Source organism: Filomicrobium sp. (assembly GCF_025698805.1).
GTDB classification, from domain to species: domain Bacteria; phylum Pseudomonadota; class Alphaproteobacteria; order Rhizobiales; family Hyphomicrobiaceae; genus Filomicrobium; species Filomicrobium insigne.
Genome location: NZ_JAILWT010000010.1, coordinates 1 through 13,252 on the forward strand (window position 1 = coordinate 1; position 13,252 = coordinate 13,252).

The window sequence follows — 13,252 nt, forward strand, 5'->3', positions numbered from 1 at the left end:
CTTAGGGAAATAGGGCTCCAGCCGAGCCATCTGCTCGTCCGTCAGCCAATAAAGATCGCTCATAATCCAGACTCCTCAGGAGCCTGAATCAGATCGCACGCCGCAATTCAATGGGTCCTGAGCCTAGGCATCCTTCTTCAGAAAGGTCCATCGGCCTTCACCCTCTCCGATGTTGCGGAAGCGGTCGGCATCTCGCGGGCTGCACTGATCCAGCGGTTCAAAGACAAGGCGACGCTGCATCTAAAGGTCATGGAGCGCAACACGCAGGAGGTGCGCGACTATTTCGCGGGTGCGAGTCCCGAAAAGGGCCTCGATCCGCTGTGGGCGATGCTCAAGGACCTCATCGCCGGTATGGGTGACGGTGCCGGAACGGAAGGCTACCTTCTTCTATTGTGGGGAGACGTTCAGGAGCCGTCGCTTCGCGCCCTTGCGGCGGAGCGGAACAGACTGGTCCTGAAAGCTATCGAGGCACGACTGCCCGCCGGGCCGCGCCCACCCGAGCATACCGCCGGCTTGATTCAGACGGTCATTCAGGGGTCTTGCATGCAATGGCTCGTTGAGCCGGAAGGCGAGCTAGCGGCTTTCATGACCAAGCGCACCCACATGCTTCTGTCCGTCCTCTATCCCGACCATGTGTTCGGGTAACACCATCTGGAGGGTTGTTTATAACAGTCGTGTCGGTTATTTATAAGGCGTGCGCCACGGTATCGCCGGGCACGGAAACCCGGAACGACTATCATGCCTATACAAGAACCCAGCCCGTTGGGGGGCGAACGACAAAAAGCACTGCCTGCGCCAACCTTGGCGCTGAACCTCATGGCCGACGAGTTCGATGCGTTGAACGCGAGCAGCGGGCCGCAAATCGCTTATCGCGACCTGTTCTGCCCACACATGGACCTGCCGCGCGCCTTGCGGAACTGGTCAGAGGCTCGGGGCGTCCAGTTGCGGAGCCTTCGCAAAATCACGCATGAGCGCGGCGGTCGGTCGCAGAAGGTGCTTTTCGGCCTTCATGACGGTTATGCCGTTGAAAGCGTTCTGATCCGTCGTCACGACGGACACACCGCCTGTATTTCGTCACAGGTTGGATGTGCCTTCGCCTGCCAGTTCTGCGCTTCCGGCCAAGCCGGCCTCAAGCGCAACCTTTCGGCGGGCGAGATTGTCGAACAGGTCGTTCAACTCGGGCCGAAGGTCAACCGGATCGTGTTCATGGGCATCGGCGAGCCTTTGAACAACTACGAGCAGGTGATGAAGGCGATTCGTATCCTGCGCGACCGGCGAGGGATGAATTTTCCCACCACGGGAATCACGCTTTCGACCATCGGCATACCGAAGGCTCTAGCGCAATTGCGAGAAGAGCATCTGGCGATCAATCTGACTATATCGCTGCATGCGACGACGCAGGAAGTTCGCGACCGTCTCATCCCCGGATCGCGTAAGCACGACATCAAGGAAGTCATCGCGCGCGCTTCGTCATGGGCGGAACGGCACAACCGGATCGTCACCTTTGTCTATCTGGTCCTCCCCGGCATCAACGACACGCTTGCTGATGCGAAACGGCTTGCCGGTCTCATGAACAAGCGAAGGGCGCGTGTGAACCTTATGCGCTGGAATCCTGTCGATGGCATCGCGCTTGATCGAACCGGCGACCGCAGCCTCGGACTTTTCCGTGAAGTGCTGGATCGCGCCGGTGTGCCGGTCGTGGTGCGGGATACACAGGGGCGGGATATTTCGGCGGCATGCGGTCAGCTCTGGTTGCGCGATCTGCGCGGAATCCCGGTCGAAAAACGCGGAGCCACAAAAAAGGCCGCCTAGCGGGAGCTTAGGATGCGGCGTTCGAAAAGACATGCGAACGATGCCTTCCGATCAAGTGAAACGCTGCTCGGGTCGCGCATACCTCTCTTGTCGCTGATCCAGACGCTTGCGGTCGCTGAATATCTCAACTTCCGCCACGCAGCGAACGCACTCGGGGTTGCACAATCCAGCGTCAGCGCCCGCGTGAAGGCGCTGGAAGAAGACCTTGGCATCCTCCTGTTCGAGCGTCGTGCGCGTGGCGTTCGGTTGACCGAAGCCGGACGCCACTTCGTCGAGCGGATCGCAGCCGGCGTCGATCAACTCGACCATGCGGTGAAGACCGCAGGCATGGCGGCGACGGGGGAATGGGGCCGCCTGCGCATCGGCGTCCATGCCTTGATTCCGCGCAGCTTCCTCGCCGATCTGATCGGGCAGTATCGGGAAAACCATCCCGGCATCGAGGTCGAAATCACCGAAGGCACGGCCCGCGATGCGGTCATGCAGCTTCGTGCCGACCGGCTGGACGTGGCGTTCGTCGCTGGCACACCAGAGCTGCCCGACTGCCATACACGGCCGGTCTGGACTGAATCGCTGGTAGCGGTGCTACCGGATAGGCATCGTCTTGCCGGGCAGCCGGCAATCACTTGGGCCGATCTGGTCGGCGAAACCTTCCTTGTCCGCTATGGTGGCACTGGCCCGCAGGTTCATGACCATATCGTGCTGCGCCTTGCCGGGCGCTGGCCCGCGCCTTCGATACTGCGCTTCGACGTAGGACGTGGCACGCTACTATCCATGGTCGGACAGGGATTCGGCATTACCATCGTCGGGGCAGCGACGGCACTGCTGCCGACTGCCGGCATCACCTTCCTGCCTTTCGCCGATGAGCCAGAGCCGGTTGCCTTTACCGCCGTCTGGTCGCCGTTCAATCGAAGCGCCGCGCTCCGTGATCTGCTCTCTCTCGCAAAAGAAATGGGTCGGCTGATCCGCGTCGACTGAACCTCTGCCCGTTCCAGCCAACCGCCAAAGCAAGGCATAGGGGTTTCATACGGCCAAGAATGACGGGAACGTCAACAGCGGGGGATTGGGTGGCTACGAGCCAGCGATACGGCATTGCGAGGCAACAGCTGATCGTATAAGTGATAGCTAGTCAAATTTGTGATCGTGGAGTGGTCAGCATGGGAAATCCAAAGTCAGCAGACAAGTAAGCCGCAACAGCAAAATTGTTGTTGCGGCGCTCTGTGAGACCAATCCCATGTGATTGCTGATGTGCAGACGCCGCCCGAGATTTCTTAATCGAGCGGTTGACTTATCATGACCATCACACGCCCTGCATGGGCCTATACGCTGCCGGCAGCCCTACTGCTGATGGCTCCCTTCGACATCCTCGCTTCACTGGCGATGGATATTTATCTCCCCGTCGTTCCAGCGATGCCCGGCATCCTGAACACGACGCCCGCCATGATCCAACTCACGTTGAGCCTCTATATTGTGATGCTCGGTGTGGGCCAGGTGATTTTTGGTCCGCTCTCAGACCGCATCGGGCGACGGCCAATTCTACTTGCGGGCGCAACGGCTTTCGTCATTGCGTCTCTGGGAGCAGCTTGGTCTTCAACTGCACCAGCCTTTGTCGCTTTCCGTCTGCTTCAAGCAGTCGGCGCGTCGGCCATGCTGGTGGCGACGTTCGCGACGGTTCGCGACGTTTATGCCAGTCGTCCTGAGGGTGTCGTCATCTACGGCCTTTTCAGTTCGATGCTGGCGTTCGTACCTGCGCTCGGCCCTATCGCCGGAGCGTTGATCGGCGAGTTCTTGGGATGGCAGGCGATATTCATTGCTTTGGCTATACTGGCGATGCTCGCACTCCTAAATGCGGGTTTCAGGTGGCACGAAACCCGCCCTCTGGATCAAGCGAAGACGCGCCGATCTGTTTTGCCGATCTTCGCGAGTCCGGCTTTTTGGGTTTACACCATCGGCTTTAGCGCCGGTATGGGCACCTTCTTCGTCTTCTTCTCGACGGCTCCCCGTGTGCTCATAGGCCAAGCGGAATATTCCGAGATCGGATTCAGCTTTGCCTTCGCCACTGTCGCGCTTGTAATGATCGTGACAACTCGTTTCGCGAAGTCCTTTGTCACCAGATGGGGCATCGCGGGATGCGTAGCGCGTGGAATGGCGTTGCTCGTTTTCGGGGCGGTCCTGTTGGGGATCGGCGAACTCTTCGGTTCGCCGTCATTCCTCACCTTCATCGTGCCGATGTGGGTCATGGCGGTCGCCATTGTCTTCACTGTGTCCGTTACCGCGAACGGCGCTTTGGCAGAGTTCGACGACATCGCAGGATCAGCGGTCGCGTTCTACTTCTGCGTTCAAAGCCTGATAGTCAGCATTGTCGGGACATTGGCGGTGACGCTGTTAAACGGTGACACAGCGTGGCCGGTGATCTGTTACGCCACGGCGATGGCAGTGCTGGTGTCGTTGGGGCTGGCGCTCCTTCGGCTCCGTGGGACTGCCACCGAGAAGTCGCCAGTCGTCTAACCGACGACTGGTGGCAGGCCCGCTCCGATGCGGCGCACTAACCATCGAAACCTCGTGAATGGCGGTATCCTGTCTGGCAGGATACCGCTCATTTCCCTTGTTCAGTTCATCGCCGTCGCCGAGCATCTGAATTTTCGGCATGCGGCCAAGGCACTCGGCGTCAGCCAGTCGAGCGTCAGCGCGCGTGTGAAAGCGCTGGAGGATAACCTTGGTATCCTGCTGTTTGAGCGCCATGCGCGGGGCGTTCGGCTAACAGACGCAGGCAGGCACTTCATGGAGCGTGTCACGGCGGGTGTCGATCAACTCGATCACGCGGTGAAGACCGCCGGCATGACAGCTCAAGGAGAATGTGGCCGGCTTCGCATCGGCATCCATGCCTTGATCCCACGCAGCTTTCTCACGGAGCTGATCCGTCATTATCGGGAAGCCCATACCGGCATTGAGGTCGAGATAACCGAAGGCACGGCCCGCGATGCGGTGATGCAGCTTCGTGCTGACCAGCTCGACGTGGCGTTCGTCGCGGGCAAGCCCGAGATGCCCGACTGCCATACCCGACCGATCTGGACCGAACCGCTGGTGGTGGTGCTATCGGATGGGCATCGCCTCGCCGGGCAGTCCGCAATCACTTGGTCCGATCTGGTCGGCGAGACTTTCATTGTTCGCTATGGTGGCACCGGCCCGCAGGTCCATGACCATATCGTGCTGCGCCTTGCCGGGCGTTGGCCCGCACCGTCGATCCTGCGCTTTGATGTGGGGCGCGGCACGCTGCTATCTATGGTCGGACAAGGCTTCGGCATCACTATCGTCGGCGAGGCCACGTCATTATTGCCGACGACCGGCATCGTCTTCCTGCCCTTCCTCGATGAACCGGAGCCGGTTGCCTTTACAGCCGTCTGGTCGCCGTTCAATCGCAGCTCCGCACTGAAAAATCTACTCAACCTCGCAGGCAAAATGAAGCGTGACGGCGATTCGCCCAATCGTTTCCTCGATGGCACTCGACCGGCACGATAACGGCAAAGGCGACCCGTCCTATTTGCCGCCGATAGTATCCGGCAGCCCTCCGGCATCCTCTTTCCTGTTGCCCGTCCCGATTTTGCCTACTCTCTGATCGGCTCCGTCTTTTTTTGCCGACTGGAGCCTGTATGCGCGGAGGCCGAATCCTTTGGGGGCAGATTGGTGCCGTCTTCACCATCGTTCTGGTGATGGTGTGGGCAGCGACGCAATGGACGGCGTTCCGCCTCGGCTTCCAGCCGCAGCTTGGAGCACCATGGTTCGAGCTGGCGGGCCTGCCGGTCTATTATCCGCCCGCCTTCTTCTGGTGGTGGTTTTCGTTCGACGCCTACGCGCCCGCGATCTTCGTCGAGGGCGGCATCATCGCGGTATCGGGCGGCTTCCTCGCCATCGCCGCCGCCATCTTCATGTCGATCATCCGGGCGCGGGAGGCGCGCAACGTCGCCACCTACGGATCGGCGCGATGGGCTGAGGACCGGGAAATCCGTGCGGCCGGATTGCTCGGCCCCGATGGCGTCTTGCTCGGCCGATACGACCGGGACTATCTGCGCCATGACGGTCCCGAGCATGTCCTATGCTTTGCCCCGACGCGTAGCGGCAAAGGCGTCGGGCTGGTGGTGCCGACGCTGCTGACATGGCCGGCATCCGCCATCGTTCACGACATAAAAGGCGAGAACTGGACGCTGACAGCGGGCTTCCGCGCGAAGCATGGCCGCGTGCTGCTGTTCGATCCGACCAACGCCAGATCGTCGGCCTACAACCCGCTGCTGGAGGTCCGGCAAGGGGAATGGGAAGTCCGCGACGTGCAGAATATCGCGGATATTCTGGTCGATCCCGAAGGCAGTCTCGACAAGCGCAACCATTGGGAAAAGACCAGCCATAGCTTGCTGGTCGGCGCGATCCTGCATGTTCTCTATGCGGAGAAGGACAAGACCTTGGCGGGCGTCGCCAACTTCCTGTCCGATCCCCGCCGCCCGGTCGAGGCAACCTTGCGCGCGATGATGGACACGCCGCATCTCGGCGAAGCAGGCGCTCATCCCGTCATCGCGTCGTCCGCCCGCGAACTGTTGAACAAATCCGAGAACGAGCGGTCGGGCGTGCTCTCCACCGCCATGTCGTTTCTCGGCCTCTACCGCGATCCCGTGGTGGCGCGGGTGACGGCGCGGTGCGACTGGCGCATTGCCGACCTGGTCGGCAGCCGCCAGCCCGTCACGCTCTATCTGGTCGTGCCGCCATCCGACATAAACCGCACCAAGCCGCTCATTCGCCTGATCCTCAACCAGATCGGCAGGCGGTTGACCGAGGAACTGACCACCTCCGGCAAGCGCCATCGGCTGCTGTTGATGCTGGACGAGTTTCCGGCGCTCGGCCGGCTCGACTTCTTTGAATCGGCGCTCGCCTTCATGGCGGGGTATGGAATCAAAGGCTTCCTGATCGCGCAGAGCCTCAACCAGATCGAGCGCGCCTATGGCCCGAACAACGCGATCCTCGACAACTGCCATGTGCGCGTCAGCTTCGCCACGAACGACGAAAGGACGGCCAAGCGGGTGAGCGACGCACTCGGCACCGCGACCGAACTGCGCGACTCCACCAACTACGCCGGGCACAGATTGGCCCCGTGGCTTGGGCATCTCATGGTTTCACGGCAGGAGACGGCCCGCCCGCTACTCACGCCGGGCGAAATCATGCAGCTTCCGCCCACCGATGAAATCGTGATGGTCGCGGGCACACCGCCGATCCGCGCGACCAAGGCCCGCTATTTCGAGGACGCGCGGTTGCAGGAACGCATCCTGACCCCGCCCGATCTGGTCGCCGCTCCGCTGGCGCCCAGTCCATCCGCCGATGATTGGTCCGGCCGTGTGGTCGCGGCGGAAAGCCATTCCGCGACCGACGCCGCACACGGGGCCGAGGGCGATCCGGCCAATGCTGGCATCCGCCGCGAGCCGGAGCTGCCTGAGCATGAGGAAATCGTCGCCCCGCCGCCATCACCCGAACAGGAGTTCGAGTTTGTGGACGACGAGCCGGACGTTGACGCGGCCAAGGCCCGCGCCATGCGCCAACGTATGAGGATGGTCGCGCGGCAGGTCGCATTGAACCCCGATGACGGAATCGACCTTTGAGGACACGACCATGGCAACCAGAACCCGCCTGAATCTCTATTTCGACCCCGCGCTCATTCCGCAGATCGAAGCGATGGCGCTGCGCCGCTCGGTGGCGCTGCGCCGTAATGTCTCAAAATCCGCCATCGTGGAGGCGGCGGTCATATCTTACCTGTCCGGCGATGCCGACGACCAGCTTGAAGCCGCCATGTCGCGCCGCATGGACAAGCTCGGCCGCCAGATCGACACGCTCGACCTGGATCTCGCCGTCCTCGGCGAGACGGTCGCGCAGTTCATCCATTTCTGGATGACCATCACACCGCCGCTTACGGGAGCCGCACAATCCGCTGCCCGAGCGAAAGGCGCGGAGCGGTTCGAGGGCTTCATGCAAAATCTCGGCCGGCGTCTGGCGACGGGCGACAGGTTCCTCAAGGAGCTGTCGCGTGACCTCGACTCACTTCCCGACGATCAGTTGCCGGACGAGTCCGAGAGCAACGGCGATCAAGAATGAGTATTCGGACCCATCCTATTTACCGCCGTTCGCCGCCGATCACCGCCGCCTCATAGATACTTGTTGAACCGGCCGCATTTCGGTCTCTCTTAATCGACCCCGATCTGGGGATTGCCTGTCGCGCCCCATGAAGAAACGGGGCCGACATGACCACCAACCACCAAAAACCGGAATCCATCGCGCGCGGCGCGCGCATGTTGCGCACCGCGCTCGGCCCCGCCATTGCCCGGCTGCTCGAAGACCCGGCCGTCGTCGAGGTGATGCTGAACCCGGATGGTCGCCTTTGGGTGGACCGGCTATCCGAAGGGCTTTCCGACACGGGCGAGCGACTGTCCGCCGCCGATGGCGAACGCATCGTTCGGCTAGTCGCGCATCATGTCGGCGCGGAGGTTCATGCCCGCAGCCCCCGCGTCTCGGCCGAACTGCCCGAGAGCGGGGAGCGGTTTGAAGGGCTATTGCCGCCCGTGGTCGCTGCCCCGACCTTCGCCATCCGCAAGCCCGCCGTCGCGGTGTTCACGCTCGACGACTATGTGGCGGCGGGCATCATGTCCACCGATCAGGCGGAAACGCTGCGCGAAGCCGTCGCATCCCGCGCCAATATCTTGGTAGCGGGCGGCACCAGCACCGGCAAAACCACGCTGACCAATGCGCTGCTCGCCGAGGTGGCGAAGACGGCGGATCGCGTCGTCATCATCGAGGACACGCGCGAGCTGCAATGCGCCGCGCCCAACCTTGTCGCCATGCGGACGAAAGACGGCGTGGCGACGCTTTCCGATCTGGTCCGGTCCTCGCTGCGCCTGCGCCCCGACCGCATCCCTATCGGCGAGGTGCGCGGATCGGAAGCCCTCGACCTGCTCAAAGCATGGGGCACGGGCCATCCGGGCGGGATCGGCACCATTCATGCAGGCACCGGCATCGGCGCGCTGCGCCGCCTTGAACAGCTCATCCAAGAGGCTGTCGTCACCGTCCCGCGCGCCCTGATCGCCGAGACAATCGACCTCGTTGCCGTCCTTTCCGGGCGCGGTTCCGCGCGCCGGCTGGCCGAACTCGCCCGCGTCGAAGGGCTGGGACCGGACGGCGACTACCGCATCACGCATCCCATCCCTTTGGCAATCCCCACCAGCACAGGAGAATCTTCATGATCCGCACGATTTCGCGCGGCTATCGCTTCGCCGCGACCGCCGCATCCACCCTTGTCATCAGCTTCATGCTCGCCCCGGCCGCCCATGCGTCCGGTTCGTCGATGCCGTGGGAAGCACCGCTCCAAAGCATCCTCCAGTCCATCGAAGGGCCGGTCGCCAAGATCATCGCCGTCATCATCATCATCGTGACCGGCCTGACTTTGGCCTTCGGCGATACGGGCGGCGGCTTTCGCAAGCTGATCCAGATCGTGTTCGGCCTGTCCATCGCCTTCGCGGCGTCGAGCTTCTTCCTGTCGTTCTTCTCGTTCGGCGGCGGGGCGCTCATCTGATGGCGGGCGGCCTCGAACAGCTCGACGCGGTGCCGGGGTTCACGGTCCCGGTCCATCGGGCGCTGACCGAGCATATTTTGCTCGGCGGCGCACCGCGCTCCATCGCGATTCTGAACGGCACGCTGGCCGGGGCCGTGGGCCTCGGCCTGCGCCTCTGGCTGGTCGGCATCGCCATCTGGGCCATCGGTCATTTCGCGGCCGTGTGGGCGGCAAAGCGCGATCCCCTCTTTGTCGAGGTCGGGCGGCGGCATCTGCGCATCCCCGGCCATCTGGCGGTGTGAGGGAGGCGCGTCGATGATGAACCTTGCCGAATACCGCAGCACCGCCACCCGACTCGCCGACTATCTGCCATGGGCGGCACTGGTCGGCTCCGGCGTCGTCTTGAACAAGGATGGGAGTTTTCAGAGGACCGCGAAGTTTCGCGGCCCCGATCTGGATTCCGCCGTCGCGGCCGAGCTGGTCGCCGTCGCCGGCCGCATCAACAACGCCGTGCGCCGTCTCGGCTCCGGCTGGAGCATCTTCGTCGAGGCACAGCGCAGCGAGGCGGCGACCTATCCCGATAGTCGCTTTCCCGATGCCGCGTCGGCGCTGGTCGATGCGGAACGGAAGGCTGGTTTCGAGGAAGCGGACGCGCATTTCGTGTCCGGCTACTTCCTCACCTTCCTCTGGCTGCCCCCGGCCGAGGAAGCCGCCCGCACTGAGGCATGGCTCTATGAGGGCCGCGAGAAAACCGGCGTGGACCCGTGGGAGCTGATGCGCGGCTTCATCGACCGCACCGACCGCGTGCTGGCGCTGCTCGACGGCTTCATGCCCGAGTGCCGTTGGATGGATGACGGCGCAACGCTGACCTACCTCCATTCCACCATCTCAACCAACCGCCATCGCGTGCGCGTGCCCGAGGTGCCGATGCACCTCGACGCGCTGCTCGCCGACCAGCCGTTGACTGGCGGGCTGGAGCCGCGCCTTGGCGACACACATCTGCGCGTCCTGACCATCGTGGGATTCCCGACCGCAACGATGCCGGGCCTGCTCGACGAGATGAACCGGCTGCCGTTCCCCTACAGGTGGGGCACGCGCGCGATCCTGCTCGACAAGACCGATGCGACCCGGTTGCTGACCCGCATCCGTCGCCAATGGTTCGCTAAGCGCAAGAGCATCGCGGCGATCTTGAAAGAGGTGATGACCAACGAGGCGTCCGCCCTTGTGGACACCGACGCGGCGAACAAGGCGCTCGACGCCGACATGGCGTTGCAGGAGCTTGGGGCAGACGTGGCGGGCATGGCCTACGTCACGGCGACCGTCACCGTATGGGATGCCGACCCGCGCGTGGCGCAAGAGAAGCTGCGCCTGGTCGAGAAGATCGTTCAGGGCCGTGACTTCACCGTCATGCCCGAGAGCGTCAACGCGGTTGACGCATGGCTCGGCAGTCTGCCCGGACACGCCTACGCCAATGTCCGCCAGCCGCCCATCAGCACTTTGAATCTCGCCCACATGATCCCGCTTTCAGCGGTGTGGGCGGGGCCGGAACGGGACGAGCATTTCGGTGCACCCCCTTTGCTCTTTGGAAAGACTGAAGGCTCAACCCCGTTCCGGCTAAGTCTCCATGTCGGCGACGTAGGACACACCCTTGTCGTTGGCCCGACCGGCGCGGGCAAATCCGTGCTGCTGGCGCTCATGGCCTTGCAGTTCCGGCGCTATGCGGGATCGCAGGTTTTCGCCTTCGACTTCGGCGGCAGCATCCGCGCCGCCGCGCTCGCCATGGGCGGGGATTGGCACGATTTGGGCGGTGGCCTCACGGAAGGAGATGAGGCGTCCGTTTCGCTCCAGCCACTTGCCCGCATCCACGACACCTATGAACGCGCATGGGCGGCGGACTGGATTGCGGCCATCCTCATGCGCGAGGGGCTGGCGATCACGCCCGAGGTCAAGGAACACCTTTGGACGGCGCTGACTTCGCTCGCTTCCGCGCCGGTCGAGGAACGGACCATCACCGGCCTTGCGGTGCTGTTGCAATCCAACGATCTGAAACAGGCGCTCCGTCCGTTCTGCGTCGGCGGTGCCTATGGCCGGCTGCTCGACGCCGAGACAGAGCATTTGGGATCGGCGGACGTGCAAGCCTTCGAGATCGAGGGCCTTGTCGGGACCGGCGCGGCCCCTGCCGTGCTTGCTTATCTGTTCCATCGTATCGGCGACCGGCTCGATGGCCGCCCCACGCTGCTCATCATAGATGAAGGCTGGCTTGCGCTGGACGACGAGGGTTTCGCCGGCCAGCTCCGTGAGTGGCTGAAAACGCTGCGCAAGAAGAACGCCAGCGTCATCTTCGCCACACAAAGCCTGTCCGACATTGACGGCAGCAACATCGCGCCCGCGATTATCGAGAGCTGCCCGACGCGACTCTTGCTGCCGAACGAGCGCGCCATCGAGCCGCAGATCACGGCCATCTATCGCCGCTTCGGCCTCAATGACAGGCAGATCGAAATCCTCGCACGGGCCACGCCCAAGCGGGATTATTACTGCCAGTCACGGCGCGGCAATCGCCTGTTCGAGCTTGGCCTGTCCGAAGTCGGCCTCGCCCTCTGCGCCGCATCCGCCAAATCCGACCAGACCCTCATTGCGCAGATCGTCGCCGAACGCGGCCGCGACGGCTTCCTCGCCGCATGGCTGCGCGAGCGCGGCGTCGATTGGGCGGCCGACCTGATCCCGAACCTCACCAATCTTGCCGACCGGCCGGAATCCGCCGCGCCGGCCCCGCTCGATAGCCACCCCACACAGGAGATTCTTCCATGACCTATCCCAAGATCGTTGGGGCCTCGGCCCTCGCGCTGGCGCTCGCCATGCCCGTCGCGCTTTCGCCCATGCTGGCAAGCCCGGCCCATGCACAATTCGGCTTCGGCCGGATCGTCTATGACCCGACCAACTATGCGCAAAACCTGCTTACCGCCGCGCGCACGCTGGAGCAGATCAACAACCAGATTCAGAGCCTCCAGAACGAGGCGCAGATGCTCATCAATCAGGCCCGCAATCTGGCGAGCCTGCCATATTCCTCGCTCCAGCAGCTCCAGCAGAGCGTCCAGCGCACGCAGCAGCTTCTCGGGCAGGCACAGAACATCGCCTTCGAGGTCGGCCAGATCGACCAAGCGTTCCAGAAGCAATATGGCAATGTCTCGCTTTCGGCGACCGACGCCCAGCTTGTCGCCGATGCGCGCAGCCGGTGGGAGAACACGGTCGGCAGCTTGCAGGACGCCATGCGCGTGCAGGCGGGAGCGGTCGGCAATATCGACAGCAACCGCGCCGAAATGGCCGCGCTGGTCGGCCAGAGCCAAGGCGCGACCGGCGCGCTGCAAGCCACGCAGGCCGGCAACCAGCTTCTCGCCCTCCAGTCGCAGCAGCTTTCCGACCTGATCGCGGTCATCTCGGCCAATGGCCGGGCCGACGCGCTGACCGAGGCCGAGCGCGCGACCGCTGCTGAACAGGGCCGCATCCAGCGCGAGCGGTTCCTGACACCCGGCACCGGCTACCTGCCGGGCAACGCGCAGATGTTCAACAACGGCAACAACTGACCGGGAGGCTCGCCATGGACGGCAAGATGCTGGCCCGGCTCGGGGCCGTGGTGTTCGTTGCGATTGCCTTGACAGTGACCGCAATCGACATGGCGCGGAAGGATGAACCTTCCGCGCCGCTCCCGGCCTCGGCCCTCCAGCCGCCGCCCGATCCCCTGCGCGCCAGCCTGCGCCGTTGCCAGCAGCTCGGCGAGGCCGCCGCAAGCGATGCCGACTGCCTCGCCGCTTGGGCTGAATCCCGCGACCGCTTCCTCGGCCGTGACCGCAGCGAGGCGCGCTGACC

The 13,252-nt window shown here is 63.4% G+C and carries 13 protein-coding genes and 1 pseudogene; all 14 read left to right on the forward strand.

Features of this window, described 5'->3' with window-relative positions:
- Window positions 1–129: 129 nt before the first annotated feature.
- Window positions 130–225: pseudogene (locus K5845_RS18895) on the forward strand (TetR family transcriptional regulator); the annotation flags it as partial.
- 24 nt (window positions 226–249) lie between these two features.
- Entirely contained in the window at window positions 250–645 is a 396-nt protein-coding gene (locus K5845_RS18900; RefSeq protein ID WP_230998746.1) for a hypothetical protein, read from the forward strand.
- Between the two features lie 93 nt (window positions 646–738).
- On the forward strand, window positions 739–1,812 hold the full coding sequence (gene rlmN / locus K5845_RS18905) for a 23S rRNA (adenine(2503)-C(2))-methyltransferase RlmN (RefSeq protein WP_051231115.1): 1,074 nt from the start codon (window positions 739–741) through the stop codon (window positions 1,810–1,812).
- Window positions 1,813–1,824: 12 nt separating this feature from the next.
- A complete protein-coding gene (locus tag K5845_RS18910; RefSeq protein WP_029074207.1) occupies window positions 1,825–2,787 on the forward strand; it encodes a LysR family transcriptional regulator in 963 nt (320 codons plus the stop codon).
- A 315-nt stretch (window positions 2,788–3,102) separates the two neighbouring features.
- Window positions 3,103–4,317, forward strand: a complete 1,215-nt coding sequence (gene floR / locus K5845_RS18915; protein ID WP_029074208.1) for a chloramphenicol/florfenicol efflux MFS transporter FloR — start codon at window positions 3,103–3,105, stop codon at window positions 4,315–4,317.
- 27 nt (window positions 4,318–4,344) lie between these two features.
- On the forward strand, window positions 4,345–5,328 hold the full coding sequence (locus K5845_RS18920) for a LysR family transcriptional regulator (protein WP_051231116.1): 984 nt from the start codon (window positions 4,345–4,347) through the stop codon (window positions 5,326–5,328).
- A 131-nt stretch (window positions 5,329–5,459) separates the two neighbouring features.
- Complete coding sequence (locus K5845_RS18925) at window positions 5,460–7,448, forward strand: conjugal transfer protein TraG (RefSeq protein ID WP_029074209.1); 1,989 nt, start codon at window positions 5,460–5,462, stop codon at window positions 7,446–7,448.
- Between the two features lie 10 nt (window positions 7,449–7,458).
- Window positions 7,459–7,938, forward strand: a complete 480-nt coding sequence (locus K5845_RS18930) for a hypothetical protein (protein WP_029074210.1) — start codon at window positions 7,459–7,461, stop codon at window positions 7,936–7,938.
- Between the two features lie 146 nt (window positions 7,939–8,084).
- Entirely contained in the window at window positions 8,085–9,080 is a 996-nt protein-coding gene (gene trbB, locus K5845_RS18935) for a P-type conjugative transfer ATPase TrbB (protein WP_029074211.1), read from the forward strand.
- A complete protein-coding gene (locus K5845_RS18940; RefSeq protein ID WP_029074212.1) occupies window positions 9,077–9,409 on the forward strand; it encodes a TrbC/VirB2 family type IV secretion system protein in 333 nt (110 codons plus the stop codon). The genes trbB and K5845_RS18940 overlap by 4 nt, the downstream gene beginning before the upstream one ends.
- Window positions 9,409–9,690, forward strand: coding sequence for a VirB3 family type IV secretion system protein (locus K5845_RS18945; RefSeq protein ID WP_029074213.1), 282 nt, complete (start codon window positions 9,409–9,411; stop codon window positions 9,688–9,690). The genes K5845_RS18940 and K5845_RS18945 overlap by 1 nt, the downstream gene beginning before the upstream one ends.
- 13 nt (window positions 9,691–9,703) lie before the next feature.
- The gene (gene trbE, locus K5845_RS18950; protein ID WP_029074214.1) at window positions 9,704–12,196 is read left to right on the forward strand and encodes a conjugal transfer protein TrbE; all 2,493 of its coding nucleotides are present in this window, start codon (window positions 9,704–9,706) and stop codon (window positions 12,194–12,196) included.
- Window positions 12,193–12,969, forward strand: coding sequence for a P-type conjugative transfer protein TrbJ (gene trbJ / locus K5845_RS18955; protein ID WP_029074215.1), 777 nt, complete (start codon window positions 12,193–12,195; stop codon window positions 12,967–12,969). Before trbE ends, trbJ begins: the two co-directional genes overlap by 4 nt.
- Window positions 12,970–12,983: 14 nt before the next feature.
- Entirely contained in the window at window positions 12,984–13,250 is a 267-nt protein-coding gene (trbK-alt, locus tag K5845_RS18960; RefSeq protein WP_029074216.1) for a putative entry exclusion protein TrbK-alt, read from the forward strand.
- The last annotated feature ends 2 nt before the right edge of the window (window positions 13,251–13,252 follow it).

What these genes read in the sequence shown, in the direction of transcription:
- K5845_RS18900 (WP_230998746.1), top strand. Translation starts at nt 250, where the DNA reads ATGGAGCGCAACACGCAGGAGGTGCGCGACTATTTCGCGGGTGCGAGT.
- rlmN (WP_051231115.1), top strand. Translation starts at nt 739, where the DNA reads ATGCCTATACAAGAACCCAGCCCGTTGGGGGGCGAACGACAAAAAGCA.
- K5845_RS18910 (WP_029074207.1), top strand. Translation starts at nt 1,825, where the DNA reads ATGCGGCGTTCGAAAAGACATGCGAACGATGCCTTCCGATCAAGTGAA.
- floR (WP_029074208.1), top strand. Translation starts at nt 3,103, where the DNA reads ATGACCATCACACGCCCTGCATGGGCCTATACGCTGCCGGCAGCCCTA.
- K5845_RS18920 (WP_051231116.1), top strand. Translation starts at nt 4,345, where the DNA reads ATGCGGCGCACTAACCATCGAAACCTCGTGAATGGCGGTATCCTGTCT.
- K5845_RS18925 (WP_029074209.1), top strand. Translation starts at nt 5,460, where the DNA reads ATGCGCGGAGGCCGAATCCTTTGGGGGCAGATTGGTGCCGTCTTCACC.
- K5845_RS18930 (WP_029074210.1), top strand. Translation starts at nt 7,459, where the DNA reads ATGGCAACCAGAACCCGCCTGAATCTCTATTTCGACCCCGCGCTCATT.
- trbB (WP_029074211.1), top strand. Translation starts at nt 8,085, where the DNA reads ATGACCACCAACCACCAAAAACCGGAATCCATCGCGCGCGGCGCGCGC.
- K5845_RS18940 (WP_029074212.1), top strand. Translation starts at nt 9,077, where the DNA reads ATGATCCGCACGATTTCGCGCGGCTATCGCTTCGCCGCGACCGCCGCA.
- K5845_RS18945 (WP_029074213.1), top strand. Translation starts at nt 9,409, where the DNA reads ATGGCGGGCGGCCTCGAACAGCTCGACGCGGTGCCGGGGTTCACGGTC.
- trbE (WP_029074214.1), top strand. Translation starts at nt 9,704, where the DNA reads ATGATGAACCTTGCCGAATACCGCAGCACCGCCACCCGACTCGCCGAC.
- trbJ (WP_029074215.1), top strand. Translation starts at nt 12,193, where the DNA reads ATGACCTATCCCAAGATCGTTGGGGCCTCGGCCCTCGCGCTGGCGCTC.
- trbK-alt (WP_029074216.1), top strand. Translation starts at nt 12,984, where the DNA reads ATGGACGGCAAGATGCTGGCCCGGCTCGGGGCCGTGGTGTTCGTTGCG.